Annotated in this window: 22 protein-coding genes and 1 pseudogene; 14 read left to right on the top strand and 9 right to left on the bottom strand. The window is 40.4% G+C overall.

All coding sequences use genetic code 11. From position 1 onward, the window contains the following. Positions 1 to 602 precede the first annotated feature (602 nt). Together ABF638_RS23430 and ABF638_RS23425 are read right to left on the bottom strand one after the other, a co-directional pair. Complete coding sequence (locus ABF638_RS23430) at positions 603 to 1,580, bottom strand: aromatic ring-hydroxylating dioxygenase subunit alpha (RefSeq protein WP_190916504.1); 978 nt, start codon at positions 1,578 to 1,580, stop codon at positions 603 to 605. Between the two features lie 112 nt (positions 1,581 to 1,692). Further along, a complete protein-coding gene (locus tag ABF638_RS23425; RefSeq protein ID WP_435025350.1) occupies positions 1,693 to 1,980 on the bottom strand; it encodes a hypothetical protein in 288 nt (95 codons plus the stop codon). A gap of 253 nt (positions 1,981 to 2,233) precedes the next feature. Between ABF638_RS23425 and rpaB the strand changes: the two genes are divergently transcribed. Beyond that, on the top strand, positions 2,234 to 3,001 hold the full coding sequence (gene rpaB, locus ABF638_RS23420) for a response regulator transcription factor RpaB (RefSeq protein ID WP_435025349.1): 768 nt from the start codon (positions 2,234 to 2,236) through the stop codon (positions 2,999 to 3,001). A gap of 416 nt (positions 3,002 to 3,417) precedes the next feature. On the opposite strand, the gene ABF638_RS23415 is transcribed toward rpaB, so the two are convergent. The 4 genes from ABF638_RS23415 to ABF638_RS23400 form a co-directional block, all read right to left on the bottom strand. Next, the gene (locus tag ABF638_RS23415; RefSeq protein ID WP_435025348.1) at positions 3,418 to 3,855 is read right to left on the bottom strand and encodes a response regulator; all 438 of its coding nucleotides are present in this window, start codon (positions 3,853 to 3,855) and stop codon (positions 3,418 to 3,420) included. Between the two features lie 604 nt (positions 3,856 to 4,459). After that, the gene (locus ABF638_RS23410; RefSeq protein WP_435025347.1) at positions 4,460 to 4,768 is read right to left on the bottom strand and encodes an NACHT C-terminal helical domain 2-containing protein; all 309 of its coding nucleotides are present in this window, start codon (positions 4,766 to 4,768) and stop codon (positions 4,460 to 4,462) included. Positions 4,769 to 5,449: 681 nt separating this feature from the next. Then, a complete protein-coding gene (locus ABF638_RS23405; RefSeq protein ID WP_435025346.1) occupies positions 5,450 to 6,562 on the bottom strand; it encodes a sensor histidine kinase in 1,113 nt (370 codons plus the stop codon). A 423-nt stretch (positions 6,563 to 6,985) separates the two neighbouring features. Beyond that, entirely contained in the window at positions 6,986 to 7,540 is a 555-nt protein-coding gene (locus ABF638_RS23400; protein WP_335201398.1) for a pentapeptide repeat-containing protein, read from the bottom strand. 694 nt (positions 7,541 to 8,234) lie between these two features. On the opposite strand from ABF638_RS23400, the gene ABF638_RS23395 reads away from it, so the two are divergent. The 12 genes and pseudogenes from ABF638_RS23395 to ABF638_RS23340 form a co-directional block, all read left to right on the top strand. After that, positions 8,235 to 9,104, top strand: coding sequence for a hypothetical protein (locus ABF638_RS23395; protein ID WP_435025345.1), 870 nt, complete (start codon positions 8,235 to 8,237; stop codon positions 9,102 to 9,104). 4 nt (positions 9,105 to 9,108) lie between these two features. Beyond that, positions 9,109 to 9,612 carry a serine hydrolase domain-containing protein gene (locus ABF638_RS23390; RefSeq protein ID WP_435025355.1) on the top strand — a complete coding sequence of 168 codons (504 nt, stop codon included), beginning with the start codon at positions 9,109 to 9,111 and terminating at the stop codon, positions 9,610 to 9,612. A gap of 58 nt (positions 9,613 to 9,670) precedes the next feature. Further along, positions 9,671 to 10,294: a DUF998 domain-containing protein gene (locus ABF638_RS23385; protein WP_435025344.1), complete on the top strand. Its 624-nt coding sequence runs from the start codon at positions 9,671 to 9,673 to the stop codon at positions 10,292 to 10,294. Positions 10,295 to 10,364: 70 nt separating this feature from the next. Beyond that, positions 10,365 to 11,243: a CPBP family intramembrane glutamic endopeptidase gene (locus ABF638_RS23380; RefSeq protein WP_435025343.1), complete on the top strand. Its 879-nt coding sequence runs from the start codon at positions 10,365 to 10,367 to the stop codon at positions 11,241 to 11,243. Beyond that, complete coding sequence (locus tag ABF638_RS23375; protein ID WP_435025342.1) at positions 11,237 to 12,097, top strand: CPBP family intramembrane glutamic endopeptidase; 861 nt, start codon at positions 11,237 to 11,239, stop codon at positions 12,095 to 12,097. Before ABF638_RS23380 ends, ABF638_RS23375 begins: the two co-directional genes overlap by 7 nt. Positions 12,098 to 12,194: 97 nt before the next feature. Next, complete coding sequence (locus ABF638_RS23370; RefSeq protein WP_435025341.1) at positions 12,195 to 12,626, top strand: hypothetical protein; 432 nt, start codon at positions 12,195 to 12,197, stop codon at positions 12,624 to 12,626. A 430-nt stretch (positions 12,627 to 13,056) separates the two neighbouring features. After that, the gene (locus ABF638_RS23365) at positions 13,057 to 13,899 is read left to right on the top strand and encodes a DUF6920 family protein (protein ID WP_435025340.1); all 843 of its coding nucleotides are present in this window, start codon (positions 13,057 to 13,059) and stop codon (positions 13,897 to 13,899) included. 57 nt (positions 13,900 to 13,956) lie between these two features. Next, the gene (locus ABF638_RS23360; RefSeq protein ID WP_435025339.1) at positions 13,957 to 14,142 is read left to right on the top strand and encodes a hypothetical protein; all 186 of its coding nucleotides are present in this window, start codon (positions 13,957 to 13,959) and stop codon (positions 14,140 to 14,142) included. Next, positions 14,126 to 14,443, top strand: coding sequence for a hypothetical protein (locus ABF638_RS23355; RefSeq protein WP_435025338.1), 318 nt, complete (start codon positions 14,126 to 14,128; stop codon positions 14,441 to 14,443). Before ABF638_RS23360 ends, ABF638_RS23355 begins: the two co-directional genes overlap by 17 nt. Before the next feature lie 28 nt (positions 14,444 to 14,471). Beyond that, positions 14,472 to 14,801: a hypothetical protein gene (locus tag ABF638_RS23350; protein ID WP_435025337.1), complete on the top strand. Its 330-nt coding sequence runs from the start codon at positions 14,472 to 14,474 to the stop codon at positions 14,799 to 14,801. A 479-nt stretch (positions 14,802 to 15,280) separates the two neighbouring features. Beyond that, complete coding sequence (locus tag ABF638_RS23345) at positions 15,281 to 15,514, top strand: hypothetical protein (RefSeq protein ID WP_435025336.1); 234 nt, start codon at positions 15,281 to 15,283, stop codon at positions 15,512 to 15,514. Positions 15,515 to 15,633: 119 nt separating this feature from the next. Further along, positions 15,634 to 16,245 (top strand): annotated as a pseudogene (locus ABF638_RS23340) (DnaJ domain-containing protein); the annotation flags it as partial. Positions 16,246 to 16,270: 25 nt separating this feature from the next. Here ABF638_RS23340 and ABF638_RS23335 read toward each other — a convergent pair. Beyond that, a complete protein-coding gene (locus ABF638_RS23335) occupies positions 16,271 to 16,474 on the bottom strand; it encodes a DUF7219 family protein (RefSeq protein ID WP_163929505.1) in 204 nt (67 codons plus the stop codon). A gap of 1,182 nt (positions 16,475 to 17,656) precedes the next feature. Then, the gene (locus tag ABF638_RS23330) at positions 17,657 to 17,986 is read right to left on the bottom strand and encodes a hypothetical protein (RefSeq protein ID WP_435025335.1); all 330 of its coding nucleotides are present in this window, start codon (positions 17,984 to 17,986) and stop codon (positions 17,657 to 17,659) included. 426 nt (positions 17,987 to 18,412) lie between these two features. Here ABF638_RS23330 and dinB point away from each other — a divergent pair, with 426 nt between their 5' ends. Next, positions 18,413 to 19,495 (top strand): DNA polymerase IV, encoded by a 1,083-nt coding sequence (gene dinB, locus ABF638_RS23325; protein WP_435025334.1) that lies wholly within the window; start codon positions 18,413 to 18,415, stop codon positions 19,493 to 19,495. A gap of 65 nt (positions 19,496 to 19,560) precedes the next feature. On the opposite strand, the gene ABF638_RS23320 is transcribed toward dinB, so the two are convergent. Further along, a complete protein-coding gene (locus ABF638_RS23320; protein WP_435025333.1) occupies positions 19,561 to 19,761 on the bottom strand; it encodes a hypothetical protein in 201 nt (66 codons plus the stop codon). Positions 19,762 to 19,914 lie beyond the last annotated feature (153 nt).

The raw sequence follows: 19,914 nt of genomic DNA, 5'->3' as shown, positions 1-19,914 counted from the left end.
GAGTGTGGGGGGTAAGACTTCTTCCCCGTCCTTCCACACCTCCCACACCTCCCACACCCTGCCAGCAAGGAGGTTTCAGCTTTTAAAGCGTGCCATTCGCCGCAGACTAAGATTCTGTCGTTAGTTTTGATAGCGTGAAAGCATTATTCTTTCGTCAAAGTAATCAAATTTGAGTCCTTAACCCGAACTGACGTTATTAAAAACGCACTTTTGAGCGATAGGCTTACCTCTGACCTTTTTGCGATCGCCTCCGGCGGGCGGTTACGCCATCGCTCACTCCTAACTATATATAGTCAAGCAACTTTCTTATAGAATATTAAAGAATTAGGTATATATTATCGGCACTGTACAGGATAACGTTAATTTCTGGGATTAGATACAAAATTTTACTTTATGCACGAATTGGCTGGCTAGCTCAAAGCCTTGTCTGACAAGTAATTTCACTTTATCTGCGAATTGCTGTGGCTGAAATCCCTATAAGTTCGTTGCCGCAATTTCACTTTATCTGCGAACCCCCACTTAATTATGATGTTGAAAAAATTTCACTAAGGAAGCAAACTCACAATACAAACAATGTCAGGAGAGCAAAGCATAACAAAGTTCTAAATGGTGCCGAAAGTAATACCCTGTTGTTTGAGCCACTGACGGTATGCAATAGAATAGCGATCGCTCGGTAAATGTACTTCTGCTTGCAAATTTAAAGGTAAGCGTCGGGGTTGCTGGGAATTGACAATGGCAATATCTTGACTAGCAACAAGATTTTGAATATTTAGATAGACTTCAACTGGAATTTCACGGGCGCTGTTTACCATTAACCAGTATTGGGCCACGCACTCATCTTCATCAACTGGCGTAATTGTATAGAAGACATTTAGACGATGCTCTCCAGGTCCGAGTTTAAAGTATGCCACTAGCGGACGGAAGATACGGTAATGGTAAGTGTTGAAAATCATTGGCGCTTCTTTCGGATTAGCCGAACTAAAATCTAGTTCCCACAAACCACATTTGAAACTAATCTGATCTCCAAGAGACTCTAATTCATAATGCGTCAACTCAGGACGACTAGCGTGGGCGAATAATCCTGAATGCATAATTGGGAAGTGTGCCGGATCGATAAAATTTTCCAGCGTCCGCAGGGGGCTAGAGTGATAGTGGTAAGGGCCACAGAAAATTTTGCGATAAACCGGATTGTCCCACTCAGAAAATGGAGCTATATCTTGTTTTGGTGTTCCTAAACAAACCCAGAGCAAATCGTAACGCTCAAGAAGTTGGTAAGTTTTAACACAAGCTCGTGCGGGAGGCGATTGGTCTGGATTAGCTGGAGCGAGTATACATTTACCTTCGTTGTTAAAGGCTAAACCGTGGTAAGAACATACAAGGGTCTGTTTATTGACATATCCCAAAGAAAGACGAGCGCCACGATGAGGGCAAAGGTCTTGCCAAGCTAGAACTTTGTCGCCATTATGCCAAAGTACTAAATCTAAGCCTAATAAACGCTTGTGCAGAACTGTTCCAGGTTGGAGGTCTTGCGAGCGGGCTATTACATGCCAATCATTCAGCAAAATCTGGTCTTGCACCATGACTATCGACACCCTTGAGGTCAAATACCTATATCTTAATCAGAGTGAACATGAAACTTGAACTTGATTTTGTCAGCGATCTGGTACACTGGGCGCTTGGTTTTCGCTACCATCAACTACAGAAATCATCTACCCGAATATCACGCCAGACATCAGAAACCTGCCAGCCAGAGTTGCCAACAGACTGTACTGGAGGATTGTCAAGGAATGGAACATAGTCAGGAACTCTAGGCTCTGAAATTGCTACTGGTTTCTCTTCAACCACAGGGGCAGTAGAATTGTCAGTATTAGCTTGAAGAAGTTGGTCTTCAGCCTCCTCGATTAGCTTCATCTGTCTCAGGGTAAGCTTGTCGGATTTTTTGATGATTTTCTTGGTATCTGTATCATTAGAAGTTTTCATTGGCTTAAAAGTTGGATGAGTAAATTTGGGAGAAGTTAGGTATTAATAATTGCACGGAATTAACAAGGTACACCAAATCGATGGAAAATACGAGTCCCTTGCAGAAGAATTTATTAATTGTGTACAAATCTTTTTCGGGTAGATGCCCCAAGATAATCTGTTGCACAGATGCAAGTATTAAGCGATCGCTTCTTAATCATGACTGTAACTCAAGACTGTTTTGTGGTTTTGACTCTTAATGAGCAGATAATGGATGGTTGAGAGTTCTCGCTCATTAGGAACAGCGTTGAGAAACTTATCAGGTGAGAAAGGCACAATCTTAGTAGTTGATGACGAAGCCAGCATCCGCCGAATTTTACAGACGCGCTTAGAAATGATTGGCTACAGCGTAGTTACAGCTAGTGATGGTGAAGAAGCTTTGTCAGCTTTTCGCCTGTTGATCCCTGATTTGATAGTTCTAGATGTGATGATGCCAAAACTAGATGGCTACGGTGTCTGTCAAGAATTACGGAAACAATCAGATGTGCCAATCATCATGCTAACAGCCTTGGCAGATGTAGCAGACCGAATCACTGGGCTGGAACTCGGTGCTGATGACTATATGACAAAACCTTTCTCTCCCAAAGAACTAGAAGCTCGAATTGCCTGTGTACTAAAACGGCGCTCCCACAAAACCAGTATCAATACTATTCCTAACTCTGGGATAATTCATGCAGGCGACCTGAAAATCGATACAAGTAAGCGGCAAGTCCATAAAAATGAGCAACGCATTCGGTTGACAGGTATAGAATTTAGCTTATTAGAGTTGTTAGTGAATCATTCGGGAAAGATTTTTTCAAGGGTCGAAATATTACAGCAATTGTGGGGCTTTGTACCAGAGATGAATACAGACACCCGTGTGGTAGATGTGCATATTTCACGATTGCGGACAAAGGTAGAATCCGACCCCAACGACCCAGAATTCATTATCACAGCAAGAGGTAACGGTTATTTTTTTCCACGAATTGTTGAATCAGAATAAGGGATGCGAGCAATTATCTGGCATATTGCAGCACCAAAGATGTTTTAAGTAAATCGGTAGAGGGATTGAGCTAAGTTTCGTCAGTTTGATGGATATTTAGTCAAGGTGAATTGCTTGAAATTGTACAGTGATTTTTTAATTTGTCGCTCCACTAACTATGTGGAGGTGAATTAATGGAAAAGAAAAGTTGGCGATCGCTACAATCAATATTTTCAATACTTATACAGAGGGGTGATACCTAATATTGTATAAAAATTACCCAAAGGCATTTGTGACCACTCGTGCGAGCAAAGGAATGCACTGATCTCGCCGTCACCCACAAAGGGGCTTTCACCAATGCTCTTTTGTTCCTCTGCCCTTATGCTTTTATATCTCTGTAAATATAAGCATAGAGATTTGACACCAATTTAGAGCATTTAAGCAGAGGTAGATAGCAGATGCACAATCTCAGCCACGATTGTTTCTGGACTCTCAAACTTGACTAAGAACCGATCAAAGCCTGCATCCAAAGCCTTACGGCTAGAAACTTCCCTTGTATAAGAAGTGATGGCGATCGCTGGTAACTGCCGTAGTAATGAGCTTGAATGCACGCGAATTTGTTTAATCAACCAGTCTCCATCATGAGCGGGCAACTTTATATTCGATAGTAAAATATCAGGATGACACAATTCAAGCATGGACAGGGCTGCTTCTGCATCGATAAAAGCCATTACTTCTGCGCCTGCTGTTTTCAGAATGAAGATGAGCAACTCTGCAATATCTGGCTCATCCTCTACCAACAATATCCTGATTCCAACAAGGTTTGGAAGCGAATTTAACTCGTTTTCTCGATTGCTCATTTGATATGTCGTCATGCTATGTTTCTATTTACTAATACATCTCATCTTTTCTATTCTCACGTTAATATCAGAATAACGCTTCAGTCTAATTAGACAAATTTGGTTAGGAAAACATTATCATTTTATATTTTCATTGTAGCAGCTATGTTTTAATAAAAATTTTTTCAAAATCGAACACAGATCATTTATTTGCTATCAGCATTGCCGGATAAAATTTATTTTGTCAAAGATTGAATATTTATATTACAAAATAAACAATTTATACGCTAATCAAACGCTTACACAAACATAATTTTTCATGGCAGAATGCCATATAAAATTTGAAGTTAATTGAAGAAGGCAGAGGGCAGAAGGAACCACAATTCCCTCCTGCCTCCAGCATAGCTGCCTTTCCTGATAAAATGCGAAGCGCTAATGCATCAGAGGTCAAGGTCTGCCACCTAGTAAAGTACAAAAAATTAGGAGAGAATCACTTGAATTGTTTAAATAAAAGATTCTATTCATGTACTATAAACTTAGTATTGTTTGATTTTCTGGATTAATTGATTAACTACGATACAAAACTTAATTCTTGATGATTTTTGCAATCCAAAGCTCTTTCAGGAATTAACCAAAAGAATTATTGCCATTCTCTATCCTCAAGTTCCTTTATCGGCAACAATAAGCTGGCTTCAATTTCTTGCCTAATAGCAGATGTTACTTCACAATTGCTATGCAGGCAATCGAGTAGTAACTGATTAGCATCATAGTAGCGTTGCAGCACTTGCTCTTGCTCAGAGCTAAACTGCCATTCGTGGTTAATATTGCGATAATTAATCACCGTCATCTTTACCTGTTGGACCCAAGCTGAATAGTTCGTTTGCGACCATAGCTCAAACCGTTGTTGACTTTGACCAAAATTTGGCAATTGGTCAGAGAGTTGTTGCAAGGATTTATGGAGTCCAACATCCAGAACATCTCATCCCTCAAAACTATACAACTAGTTATATTATCGAAAAGGCTTTCCTAGCTAAATATCTTCGCTCCGGGCTGAAAAAAATAAATAATAACCACTGCAACAATTAAATTGAGCAGCTGCGTGCGGTCTTTTCTATCTAATAGCAGCATTTAATGATGATGTCGCTCCTTGTCTGGAGATATACGACCTAGAAATGCAAGAGAGAGTGGATGTTTTGGTTGAGCAGAACACTCATAACTATTGAAGAAGAATTCAGAAGTCAGAATTCAGGAGTCAGAATCAAGACGCGACGCTCTCTACGAGACGCTAAAAGCGAACGCGGACTCGCTAACGCTGCGCTATCCGCTTTTTCGGTCAAAATTCATTCTGTTAGCGGATAGCTAAGGTTTAGCCCATTCTGACTCCTGAATTCTGTTCGATAACATCTATAGCGTTGTTAAATAGTTGAGTCTTAACCTTGGTTCCCGTTATGCTTTAGAAATACTAACATCTAGTTGATTTTTAGCAAGTCTCAACATTTTTGTAGTGGTAAATATATAGTGATAATAGAGATTTAGTAACTAAAATTATTTCTTTTTAGCTTTGGATAAAAAGACTAGAAAAATAGTTGGAGTTTACATAAGTGAGCGCAGCGAAGATGGAGCTAGAGGATTATGTAGTAGGGAGAGGGGAGGAGGCTTTGGGTAAATGAATTGAGAACACACATCCTTGATGGGGGATATCCCGAACTGAGAGTACACCCTTGTTTAGGGACACGGCGCGTCGTGAAATTGTAAGCCCAATCCCCAATCCTGATCTATCTGTTCCCATCTGAGAAAAAGCCTTAAAAAGTTCTTCCACCTCACCAGGCGGGAGTCCTCCACATTGATCCTCTATTTCAAGCAAAACACGCCCACCTACAGCCTTACCGCGTATCCATACAATCCCACCCTGCTTGGTGAACTTAATGGCATTTTGAACCAGATTCGATAAGGCAGATATTATGAGGTGACGATCTATAAAAACCTCCAATTCCGGCGCTACCTCAACACACACCTTAATTGATTTCGCACTTGCTTCAAACCATGCAGTAGCCTCAACTTCACTGACTAGGTGAATAACTCGACATCTCTGATATTGTCCGGTTGATTCGTTCCGCAGTCGCACCTCAACAAGTGAACGATCAATAATGTCTCTCATACGCCTATGGGCATTTTCAAGAATACGAGATGTACTTCCATTGGCTCCGACTTTCCCTGTGATTATAAGTTGGGAAGCTAAACTAGCAGAGGTCAACGCATTTCGCAACTCATGTGCTAGAAATCCCAGACGTAGAACCTCATCCCGCTCTGCATTCTCGCGCTGACCTCGATTAAATTCTGTAACCGCTTCAGCGATAGCGATATCGAGGCAGAAATTTAATCGGTTGAATTCACGAGGGGATGTTGTTTGATTAGTATTCTCCTGAATATACTCAGTGATAGCTTGACAAATAGCGCCGTAGCCATGAACAACCTGAGAAATGCTGTAGCCAAGTTTTAACGACTCCTTCCCCCGGCGCTCTGCTGCGGCTCTGTGAAGACTTTCTATAGAATTGTTATTTGCTTTCCCAGATTCATCTATATCAGCATCAGCACGTAATACCTGAATGAGTTCATCGTAGAACACAGGTAATCCTCTTTCCATTTCGTCGCTCGAACTCATGGAATCAGCAAGACGCGCGATCTTTTTTGAACACAAGGCGAGAATTTCGTCACGTTCTGCTAAGAGGAATTCATGTAACATTATGAATGTTCTTAATTTTAGACTTATTCTAGCATCATGTGATCGCTAGAACAGCGATCGCACCCACCCCCTCGCCGAGGCTAAGTATTTAACCCACATTCCGCACGTTATTTTGTAGTATAAAAAGCAATATAAAAATCTGGAAATAGTTACTAAATTATTCGAGTATAAATACTAAATCTCTATTATCACTATATATTTATCACTACCAACATTTTTTCATTGTCTAGGCTGAATAATGCTACTGTTACAATACCAGATGTTGCTGAGGATAATGGTATGATGAACATCATTAAGATAGTGTTAATTACTGCCTGAACAAACCTTGGATAAACAACTTATTTGTCAGGCAGTAATTATCTATCATCGCAGCCCCATTATTGCCTTGATGTATAAACTTAGATTAAAAATCACTCAAGTCACTTAGTCGTGAACTATTCCATCGGGCATTTTTGTTCCAGTTAATCCGACTCTCCGCATATTTGCCCCGTCCATATCTGCGCCAGTCAGGTCTGCCTTATCTAAATATGCCCCGTCCATATCTGCCCCAGCTAGCTTTGCCCCTTTCAAGTTAGCTTCACTTAGTTCCGCTCCCCTAAGATCCGCTCCGGTGAGGTCTGTCTCACCTAAGTTTGCCCCCCTCAAGTTGGCTCCACCTAGCTTGACATAGCTTAAATCAGCTCCACTTAAATCAGCTCCTGTCAAGTCTGTTCCACTCAGGTCTGCATCAACCATTTCTGCACTAATTAGGCATACTTCAATCATTCGTGAATCAGCAAAAGTTGCCTGATTGAGTTTCGCTTGACTAATATGTGCATCAGTCAGATATGCTCCCTTTAAGTCTTTACCAATCAAGTCCGCTCCCTTTAGGTGTACCCCAATCAGATTTGCATTAGTCAGACAGACCTGAATTAAGCTTACGTTACTAAAGTCCCGTTCTCCTGCTGCGTATCGTCTCAGAAGTTCTGGAGTTTTCATAAGAAAAAGCAATACTTGCTTATTGAAAGTTAAGTAAACTCTATCATTTAACCCATGAGTTTATTGTTAACTAATGTAAATATTTATCAATTATCGTCTGAAAGCGATCGCAGATAAGAGTAACTAGCAACTTGGGTTATATCTGCGAAACAGGCTTCAAGAACTAAATATTTTCTCTTCTGCTTTCTCCTGAAAAATCGTCAGGGCAACAAAAGGAATTTCAGGACAGGGAATAGCGTAGGCGCAGCCCGCCGTAGGCATCGCTTTGTTGGTTAATTCCTCAAAGAGAGTTATTGAACAGAATTCAGGAGTCAGGAGTCAGAATGGGCTAAACGCCCCGACTGATTGATTCTGACTCCTGAATTCTGACTTCTGAATTCTTCTTCAAATTTGCTAAATTTATCTAGACTACGTTTTGTGTGCGTCGTTAATCAACTTATACAATTCAACTATCAATCAAACTCTTGTATATACTTGATTTCAAACATCTGGTTGTTACACTTTTCAGAAGAAGAGAAATTAAGAACCATCTGGAAATCTTTTTGAGAACAGACTGTATATTCATCAAATGAATCTAGGCTTGAAAGTAAACATCTATATCAAACAACACTAACGATCCGGCGAAATTGTTCGTAATATCATCTCCGGTTAATCTCAGATGTCGATGTTCTTGTTGTTCAGGAGGATAAAATCTATGAAATGGCAACAATTAATTCTGGTTTTTATAGCCAGTATTTGTTTAAAATTTGCAGGCAATGCCCTGGCGCAGACTGATATTAATATTAACAATACCAACCTGATTCGCTTTGGTGGAAGCATAACTGTACCAGAGAATCAAGTTGTTGAAAACGCTCTGGCTTTTGGGGGGAGTGTTACGGTATCACCTAATGCCAGAGTTTTGAAAACTGCGATCGCTTTTGGTGGGGATGTCATCCTAAAAAAAGGAGTGCGGGTAGATGGTGATGCATACTCCTTTGGCGGCAAAATCGTACAGGAAGAAGGTGCGATCGTTAGTGGCGAACGTACCACATTCAGCGACCAACATGGGATGATGCATGGTTCCAATCGAGTCAGAATTAGCTTCTTCGCTCAATATTTCTTCAATGCCATTTTTAGAATTAGTGCCGCCGTAGTAGCAGCTATTCTCGGACTGATTATTTTGCATACCAGCCCACAGTTCCTACCGAACTTGGCTACAAAATTGCGTCAGCACCCTAGTTTGACTGGTTTATGGGGAATGGGGGCGATTGTCGCTATTCTCTTTTTCAGCGTGTTCCTGGCGATTACCCTCATTGGTATTCCCTTGATTCCACTACTAAGTCTGACTGCGCTCGTCACTTCTCTAGTCGGATCATTAGGCGTGGCACTTTTTGTCGGTCAACGCCTAGTCAGTAATCGCAATTGGTCTTTACAGCAGCAGTTCTTGGTGGGTTTGGCGATCCTCACAGTTCTGACACTAATTCCATTTTTTGGAGGATTAGTAGTTTTCGCTGTAAATTTCTTCGGCTTGGGTGTCATCTTGCTGTGGAAACTTGATAGAGAAAAGCCTCAAATAGCTACTTAGTTAAATTTTTCAGGCAGCATCGATTAGCAAGCCAGTCGCGGCAATGGCAATGTTGCGACTCGTCCAAGAGAATAAATTGAATCTTGACGAAGATGTAAATAAAAAACTTATTTCGTGGAAAGTTCCCGAAAACGATTTTACGAAAGAGCAAAAGGTAACTTTGCGCGGCTTGTTAAGTCACAGTTCCAGTCTGACAGTCTCCGGCTTTCGCGGTTACGCAGCGGATGAAGAAATTTCGACAATTCTACAAATTTTGGACGGAGTAACACCAGCTAATTCAATTCCGATAAGGGTTGATGGCACACCGAACAAAGATTTTAGGTATGCCGGAGGCGGCTATGTCGTTGTGCAGAAACTGGCGGAAGATGTAACCAAAAAGCCGTTTCCCTTCTTTATGCAGGAAGAGGTTCTTAAAAAACTTAATATGACCCGCAGTACTTATCAGCAAATGCTTCTGAAACGGAAATTAAATTCGTCAAAAACACTCAAGGAAAAGTTACGGGATTAGTTTCGCGGGAACGTGATCGCGATATGTTTTTTCAAAAAATCAAGTGAAATAATCAATTATGAATAAACTAAAACTTTCGGGAATATTACTATTTCTTGCCGGTTCAATTGCTCTAATGGGCATCATTACCGCCGAAGCATTGTATCCATCCGGCACCGGCTACACAACTTTTCACAGCGAAATCAGCGATCTTGGCGCAACCAGACCGCCCAATAGCATAATCTATCAGCCGTCTTCGAGCATTTTTAATACCACAATGCTGTTATCAGGGCTGATGACTTTGACAGCAACATTTTATCAGCATAGATATTTCAGAAAATTGCTTGTCAGCATTCCACTCGGTCTATTTGGTTTGGGTTTAGTGGGTATTGGAATTTTTTCTGGAGACAAAACTCCGTATCATGGAATGTTCTCAATGCTTACATTTTTATCTGGTGGATTATCAGCGATCGCATCTGCCAAAATTGCTTCAGCACCTTTCAAATACATCGGGATTCTATTTGGTTCAGTTGCATTACTTACATGGTTTGCCGCTATGTTTGTTCCCCACATTATTTTTCCTCTTATCGGCATCGGCGGAACAGAAAGATGGGTGGTTTATCCAATTGTGTTATGGATAACAGGATTTGGCGGTTATTTGATGAATACTACAACCAATAAATATCAAAACAATAATAAATAAAAACTCTATTTATTGAAACAATAAGATTTTTTTCAATTACAAAGATAACATTTTTTGCCAAAAGTTAAGGATGAATAAAAATATGAAACAAAAGAAGCGATGCCTTTCCTGCGGAACGCTACGCGAACGGCGAGCTTCTCTACGAGAGGCTTCGCCAACGCTAACGCTAAAGCAAGTTGGACTTTTTCTACTTTACACTTTTTCAATAACATGGTTTTGTTGGTTAACTATTATCATCGGGAACAGATATTTTAATGCTCTTTGGTATGGTGAGCCTTTATTTTGGATACCGATGTTAATTGGTGGTTTCGGACCAGCCATTAGTTCCTATATTATTTATCGACAGTTCAATGAAGATTTTGCTGAAGAATCTTTTGTTAAGTTTGTCTTTGGTAAAAAAATAGATAAAAAAGTGTGGCTGATATTTGGATTGTTTTTAATTTGGCGTTTATTTATGGTTTGGATTGCTTTTGGAATCAAGAATCCTATATCCATTCTCTATATCTTAATTAGTTTACCACTTCTTATAATTGGAGGTGGATTAGAGGAATTAGGATGGCGTGGGATTTTGCAACCTAAATTAGAACAAGTAATTAATTATTTACCTTCTGTTCTTATTGTGGGAATTATATGGAGTATATGGCATTTGCCATTATGGTTTATAAAAGGGACAGTTCAAACTTCATTCCCATTTGGATTATTTTTATTTTCAGTAATAATTATAAGTTTCAGCTTTACCACTCTGTATAAATACACAAATAACTTATTTTTCTGTGTATTAAGTCATGCCTGGTTTAATGGATGTATTGGATTAGCTTTATATATAGGTAATAATGGAACCTTACAGCTAAATTTAAATTGGAAAGGAATTGTTGTTTTTGGCATTGAGCTAATAGGATCTGTCATTTTAGTAATAGCTTACCATCGTAAGAAACCTATTCTGTGTTAGCAATAATTTCAAAACACGAAAAGGAACTTCATTTAACAACAATTATGAATAACAGCAAACCAGAAAATCACTCACCATTAAAATTCTTTCTACTTGTTTATGGACTTTCTATTCCTTTATGGATAATTGAAACAAGGATTGACATTAAAAGGCTACCATTAGATTTTTCTATAACAGACATATTAGCTGCATTTACACCATTGATTGCAGCCAGCATTCTCGTTTACAAAGAAGAAGGGCGTATTGGTACTAACCAACTGTTTAAGAGAATTTTAGATTTTTCAAGAATAACAAAAAAAATATGGTGTGTGCCTATCATTTTGTTGCCATTTTTAATGTATTTGTTGATATACATCACAATCCACCTCATAGGATTACCTCTTCCAATCAAATTTCATTTTCCTTTTCTTTCAATCCCTTTTCTTTTTAGTTTATTTTTTCTCGGATCTGTGGTCGAAGAAACTGGCTATATGGGTTATGCCATTGATCCTATGCAAGAACGGTTTGGCGCATTATCAGCAAGTATCCTTGTGGGTATACCCTGGGCAGTATGGCATTACCCGTCAATAATTCAACAAGGACACAATCTAACTTGGATAGCTTGGGCAACTCTCGGTACAGTTGCTGTGAGAGTTCTGATTGTCTGGATTTACAATAATACAGGGAAAAGCTTATTTGCTTGCATACTATTTCATACTTTGTTGAATCTAGGAAGACCTTTGTTTCCAAAGGATGGAATACACAATCCATTGGTTGACTATCCTTATGTTCACTATTCAATAATTGCAATTACCGCAGGTATTGTTGTCTTTGTGTGGGGATCAAAGACATTAACCCGATATAGATATATCTAATTTCACCACGACGTTACTATTAATTAAAAAAATGATACTCATCCGAACATGTAGATTCATAACACTTATGTCAGCGTCCTTCAGCCTTAGTTTGTCTATGACCCATTTGCTAGAACTGCCGCAACGAATGCAGTTTGATCAGGAACTTTGGGTTAGAGTCACGGTTTTTGAAAATGTTTATAAGTTGTTTGGCTCAGTTGGCGCAGCTTTTGAAATTACAGCAATTCTGACGGTAATTGTGTTGTTATTTCTTCTTCGCAAACGTGGTTCAACCTTCTACTGGACATTGGGCGGAGCAATTTTCTTAGTGCTGGCATTTGTGAGTTGGATAATGTTTGTTGCGCCAATGAATGCTGAATTCGCCAAATGGTTGACGAATCCCATTCCAGTAGATTGGAGACAGTATCGGGATCAATGGGAGTATGCACACGCAATTAACGCCTTGATCAAAATTATTGGGCTAAGTTTGCTGGTGATCTCTGTGCTGGTAGAAACGCCGAAAAAGAGAGCAATTCATTCTGAACAATAATAAGGGTTGTTATGAACTCAAAAACAGAACTAATAGCGCGATGTAACACCGAAAATAGAGAAATTATATGGAAAGTGAAAGCAAATTGACTCTGATTAAAGTCATACATACGTTGATCTGGGTATTCTTCAATTTCGTGATTTTCTATATGCTTTATGCTGCGATCGCCAACAAACTCGATCTCTGGCTCTGGATTGGTTATGGATTTGTATTTCTAGAAGGGCTAACCCTACTAACTTTTAAATCCCATTGCCCATTAAATCTGCTTGCCCGAAAATACTCAAACTCTACAAAGGACAATTTTGATATTTATCTTCCAAGTTGGTTAGCCAAGTACACGAAGTTAATCTATACAACTATTTTCGCAATCATTCTTATCATCACTATCTATAAAATTCTAAATTAACAACCATAGGTAAGCATCATGTGGATGAAATGGATTGCAATGATTGGTGTTTTAATCATAGTCTGCCTTGGACTTGCTGCGATCTATGGTAGCTATCGCTGGCAGTCAAACACTGAGAACTTACGAGCCAAATTAAGAAATGGACGGCGAACAATTAAGCCCCAAATCTATGAGCAAAAAGAAATTGAAGGCTTACCAGATCCCGTACAGCGATTTTTTCGGACAGTACTCAAGGATGGACAAGCGATCGTCACTGCGGTCAAGCTCTCTCAGCAGGGGCAGTTCAATATGAATGAAAATAAAGCCAAGTGGAGTCCGTTTACTGCCACTCAGCTTGTCGTCACTCAACGTCCAGGTTTTAATTGGGATGCACGCATCCAGATGGTTCCAGGAGTTAATGCCTTTGTTCATGATACTTATCTCTTAGGAGAAGGCAGCTTACACGCATCATTGCTAGGTCTTTTTACAGTTGTAAAAATGCACGGTGCGCCTGAAAACAATCAAGGTGAATTGTTACGGTACTTTGCTGAGGCAACTTGGTATCCTACTGCCCTATTACCCAGTCAGGGTATGCGCTGGGACGCAATTAATGACACCTCTGCCCGTGCTACTTTGACGGATGGTGCAACAACTGTCTCCCTCGTATTTCAGTTTAATGCTGAAGGGGCGATCGCTACTTGTCGGGCTGAGGCTCGTTATCGTGACAAGCTGACTGCTATGCCTTGGGTCGGTCGATTCTGGGAATATTCAGTTTGTAATGGGATGCTTATTCCCTTAGAAGGCGAGGTGGGATGGGAGTATCCAGAAGGCACTCGGCTCTATTTTAAAGGAAGAACTACAGAGATTCACTATGAGTTCGCGTCTTGATGGACTGCAATCAAAACAAACATCAAAAAGTCTGTTACGACTAGCGGAGCATGACTTATGCAGGAATTTCTATTTGCTCTAACACTATCAGCTTTGCCCGTTGTCAGCAACTTCATGGGAGCAATGATTGCTGAAGCCTTACCGTCATCAAAACAAACATTAGGACTTGTAGCCCGTCGCAGACATCGTACCTCATCTAGGGGTGATCCTGACATCGGGGAGAGTTGTGGCTCACATTCCTGAAGGATTTGTCACCAACGCAGAGTTTAAGAGTCAAAATATGCCGCGAACACAGCGATTTTGGTTACTTGCGGCGTTTCTTATCCCTGCTTGGCTGGGCGCGACGCTGGGCTATTGGGGGTTGCGCGGACAAACTGATCTACCCAAGTTAATTGTACTTGCATTTACAACAGGTACTTTAATGGTGGCGATCGTTGAAGAAATTCTACCGGAAGCCCATCAAACTCAAGATACAAACTTATCTACGTTGATATTTATCGGGAGTTTTGCACTTTCAATGTTGTTCTCATCTTATCTTGAATAGCCGAGTAACTCTGTATAGAATCCAACTGATGAAAAAAGTATCTTTCTTAACACAACCCTTGTTTTTATTAGGAATATCTTTATTTATTTATTATATAATGGCACTTAGCTTGCCAGCACTAACTTTTGAGATAATCGAACCCAAGACAATACACACAGGTTCAACTTATATCATGAAGGGGGTTGAAGCTACGATTGGGGGAATACTTGGATTGTTATTTCTTCAAGCGCCGGCTATTGGCTGGTTGGCTAATCCACTTTATTGGTATTCCTGTAAATTTTTTCTACATAAAAAATACAAGTTCTCAATAGTTTCTGCTTTGACTTCAATTATTGTAGGCTTTACAGGTGTGATTTGAAATAAAAAATGAGATTTTCACTTATGATATGCTTCAAAAATGAGCATCCAGTTTATAGTTCACTTTTAGTATTCGAGTTTTTTACTAATAATGATTATCGCGTAGGGGATAAAAAGACTGATAAGAGCAACGTTCGTATCAATCCTTCGGCTTAATTATTATTCAACTACGATTTGAGTAGGCGATCGCTCTGTTGTTGAGCGATCGCTTGGACAACGAAATATTTTATTTTTACTCAGATATCTACTAAAACAAAAGTTTTGAACCATAACATGGGCATTTGAATCATATTTTGAATTGAAAGTTTAAGTTAGAGCAATTTTCTCAGGGATTTTTTGTGCAAGTTTTGTTCAATTGTGTTTTTTCAACTCATTCTCTAGTTATGATTCAGAAATTCAACTCTCACTCATGTATGAATGCAAAGTTTTATTTTGTGATTGGCGCATAAGCCTGAATTTTCGTTAAGTTTTTTCTAATTTATGGTTCAAAATTTTTCTCGCATTATGATTCAAAGCATAACAGGCACAATCTCAACATATTGGTTTGCGTTACCTAATGGTATTAATTCTGATAGTAAGCTTCTATTAATCAAGTTACTTCCTGGTTTCTGGTTATGGCTTGCGGCACCTGCCTTTGTGATGATTATTGCTAGTGGCTTTGCTTATTGGAAACGCAGTCATCGCTTTGAAAGAAAAAGTGCGAAGCTTCCCTAGACTTCGTGAGAGGAATTGTTAGCATGATTGAATTGCAACTTATCTCTAACTGAAAATACACCCACCGCAAAAAACCTGCAATTCTCCTAAATTGCCGCTACGTGAACAAGAGGTAACTGATGCCAACTACAACAGATTTTAAAGACTACTATGCCATTTTGGGAGTAAGCAAAACCGCAAAGACTGAAGAAATCAAACGGGTTTACCGCAAGCTTGCCCGCAAATATCATCCTGACCTCAATCCTGGAGACAATGATGCAGAAACAAAGTTCAAAGAATTGAACGAAGCGAATGAAGTACTCTCCGATCCAGAGAAGCGGCAAAAGTACCATCGCTTTGGTCAGCACTGGAATAATCCTGGTTACAATGAAGCGCCGACACCTAGCGGAACTAATGTTGCGACGAGCGACTTCGATCAGTATGGCGATTTTGATTCGTTTATCAACGATTTGCTGGGTCGAACGAGACGTAAAACCTCCACTGGTGGCTTTGATGATTTTAATGGGGGATTTCGTTCTCAAGCTCCTGCACCGGATACTGAAGCTGCGTAGGCGTAGCCCGCCGCAGGCATCGCACTCACATTTTCTGAAGTATTTCACGGTGTCCAGAAGCGTTTACAACTCGACGAAGAAACAATCAACGTCCGTATTCCCGCAGGTGCAAAACCAGGCAGTCGAATTCGGCTCAAGGGTAAAGGTCGTACTAGTCCGTTCTCTCAAGAGCGCGGCGATTTTATTAGTCTTTGGCATTGCACTGTCAAGAGTTTTCGCCAATTCTAAGTTCCTGTTTGGAACGCTTGAGTGCTTCAAATAAGACCTGAATCTGGGTATAAGCCTCTTTCTGGGAAATTGTCCCTTGGTTGCTTAATCCATAGATGTCGCTAATCTGGTGCGTAAATTCCTTTACATTAGCGTTAAAAACGAGGTTATCTAGGGTAAATTCTCCCTTGTAGCTATTCATAAACTCTTGCCCTAAAGATCATTAAAAAGACTGATTTATCAAACAGAATTCAGGAGTCAGGAGTCAGAATTCAGCAATGTTTTCTGTGCGACACTTCGACAGGCTCAGTGCATCGCTGGCGGATAGCGCAGCGTAAAGCCTTCTCTTCGACAGGCTTGTCTGCGACACGCTCCGCGAACGCCAACGGCATGGTTTCGCTTAGAGCGAGTCTGCGAGCGTCTGAATAATTGGGTTTAAGACCCCCACCAAATTGAAAATTTGGTGGTGCAACAATTCAGTGGCGGGTCTGAATCCCCGACTGATAGCGTTCGCGTTGGCGAAGCGTCTCGTAGAGAAGCGTTAGCAAGTCAGACGCTCCTGCGTCGCTAACGCTGCGCTATCGAGCGTGTTGATTCTGACTCCTGAATTCAGAATAGCTGAATTCTTCTTCAATATTGGTTCCTATGCCCATTTGTGTCGAAAACTATAAGTTCAATGAGAACAGGCTTGTTACGTCGGTTGTCGTCAAAACTTATTCGACCGTAATCGCACAGATGTTATTCATAATCTTTCTGTACTGTGATTAGGATTTTCAGCGCCAAATATGACTGAAAAAGTCGTAGTCTTAAAGGAGGCGAGACTTGTGGGTAGGTCGAATAAAGATTAAAAGATAACCTCCTGATTAGGTCAAATAAAAAGCTCTTTTCCTGTAATATGACAGAGCGTTGTTTGGTTTGCTCGTTTAGTGATTGACTACGAGATAAAACGTAAAGCTTTGAAGAACGTATAAGTTAACAGTTTTCCCCACCCTTAAACCGTGGCGGAACATCATCAGCATAAGTGTAGAATTATCACGGTGAGAATAACGCGCTTTGCGATAAGCGGCGGCATCGAGGAGCAATCACACTTCGCTTAGTCTAAGGTATTCTCGCTTACCTGTAATTCTTGTTGAGTAGACGAATTGGGGGTGGCGGGCTTATTTATTTCTGGTGATAGTGTCCGGTGTATACATCTATTTGGGAGAGTCTACACCCCCTTAAGAACCCCATTTTTTTGTCAACACATACACTACAGCCAATTTATTACGAATTTTATCAATTAATAAATACGTCCATCTGGGGTCAATGTCTAATTTGGGGTAATGGCCAATTAAAATGTTGATTAATAGGGTTTTCAGGAATTACGAAAATTTTTCAGGCTTAATTATTTTTTACTTCTTACAAGCAGTGCCCGCGTAGCTGCTTGTCTGCGAAGCGTGTCATATAGGCTGACACCTTGGCGTAAAATAGTAGACTGACTTGACAACCTATGTTTTGGAGCGTGAGCGTCAATCCAATCCGATTGTGCTTTCGCTGCTTCTGACACAGCTTTTAGACAATGCTCGTCGCCAATATCTTGGGCATAGTGCAGGGCGGCACACAAAGCATGATAGGCCGTTTCGTAATGTGCGTTCTCAATAGACTTTTGGCTAATTGCCATCAGTTGTGAGTAGATATCGCCATCTTCATTCACTTCTTGTACAAATTTCTGCATAAGTTAGCAATACCTAACGTTCTAACTCCGAAAAAATTTGCTATTCTGCCTGGGTTGAGGTTTTGAGTTGAGAATAGCACATCTACAGTCAAATAACAGATTGAAGGTTTGAGCTTAAGTAATACTTATATTTTAAAATACGTAGTAGATTCGCTTTCAGTATTATCATGGTATCGAAACAGCTTTTTGTACGCATAAAAGCCCGAAAAACCAATCGGGGCTGATAGTAGAAAGTTCAAGCAAGCTTTAAATAATTTGCAGATATACAAAATTTGGCTCAAACTAGTGCTAGTGTACTATAGAATTTCTAATTTAGGATTTAATTTGCATTGAAAATGGTGTGAAAAACGAGACTGCTTGTAGTGGAGCTACCCTTGGGACAAGAATCTGTCGCTAGAACCAGGAAAATAGTTCACGTTGATATGGATGCCTTCTACGCATCGGTGGAACAGAGGGACAACCCTAGCTACGCCCGGTAAACCGTTAGTAGTCGGTGGCAGCCCGAATCAGCGAGGCGTAGTTGTAGCAGCCAGTTATGAAGCTCGTAAGTTTGGCGTTCACTCTGCGATGCCTTCAATAACAGCAATCGCTAGATGCCCCGGACTGATATTTGTCAGACCGAGATTCGACGTTTACCGAGAGATTTCCGCAGCAATCCACCCTATCTTCAAACGCTACAGTGATTTAGTGGAAGGGGTTGCGCTAGATGAGGCATATTTGGATGTTACTGAGAACCGACAAAATATCCCCTACGCTTCTACTATCGCAAGACACATCAAAACTGCGATTTTCCAGGAAACGAAATTGACGGCAACCGCAGGTGTGTCAATTAACAAGTTTCTTGCAAAAATGGCATCAGGGCAGAATAAGCCTAACGGACTGACGGTTATTTTGCCAGAGCAAGCGATCGCCTTTGTAGAACAACTGCCGATTGAAAAGTTCCACGGCATTGGAGAGGTAACGGCGGCGAAGATGCACTCACTCGGCATTCACACTGGGGCAGATTTGAAAGAGCGTTCGTCTCTGACGTTGCCGCAGGCATCGCTGACTGAGTTAACACACCATTTTGGTAAAGCAGGTCATTATTACTACAAGATTGCCAGGGCAGAAGATGACCGCCCAGTTGAGGCGAATCGGGTTCGCAAGTCCATTGGTGCAGAAACCTCGTTTGCACAAGACTTAAGTGATATCAGCCAGATGTTACAAGAACTCGAACAGATTGCCCAAATTGTGGAGCAACGGTTAGAGCAGCATGAAACGCGAGGCCGCACGTTAACCCTGAAAGTCAAGTTTTCTGACTATCAGCAGTTAACCCGTAGTAAGACAATGCTTGCTCCTATCAGCGAACTATCTACGATTTTTGAGATAGCTAAAACACTGTTTGAGTCGATTGATCTGGAAAACCGGAGTATTAGGTTGCTGGGTATTTCCTTGTCGAATTTGGATAACGCCAAACAGTTACAAGCGATTCAATTGCCCTTATTTCAGAATGGGAACATCATATTTTAGCGTAGGGTATAGCTTACACTTCGACTGCGTTCAGTACAAGAAGCTCAGTTACCGTCGTAAGCATTTCACAAGCTCATTAATGATTGCAATTGTGTGTCTGAACTATCTCCCAATTCTTGTTGTAATTGGAATAGTTGGTTTTGTAACGCTTCAGCAGTCTGAATGAGATTCGATTCTTGGGCTATTTTTAGCTGGGTTTCTTTAATAAAGATTTTTCTCACTAGTTCATTCACTGCATCGACTGAATCATCATTTTCAGTAATCATGGCTTCATCACGAATATCCGTTTCTAGCAGGAATAATTGCTACAAAGCTTGCTATGTATGAATAAAAATTAGCTACATTTTTCATTTTACACAAGTATACGCCTTATGTGAGATGGGGTAGCAAAAAAGAAGGGGAAACCCCAAGATAAAGGT

The organism is Nostoc sp. CALU 1950, assembly GCF_051172895.1.
Classification (GTDB): Bacteria; Cyanobacteriota; Cyanobacteriia; order Cyanobacteriales; family Nostocaceae; genus Nostoc; species Nostoc edaphicum_A.
The sequence above is the reverse complement of the archived record's forward strand: the minus strand, read 5'-3'. Positions and strand labels throughout refer to the sequence as shown.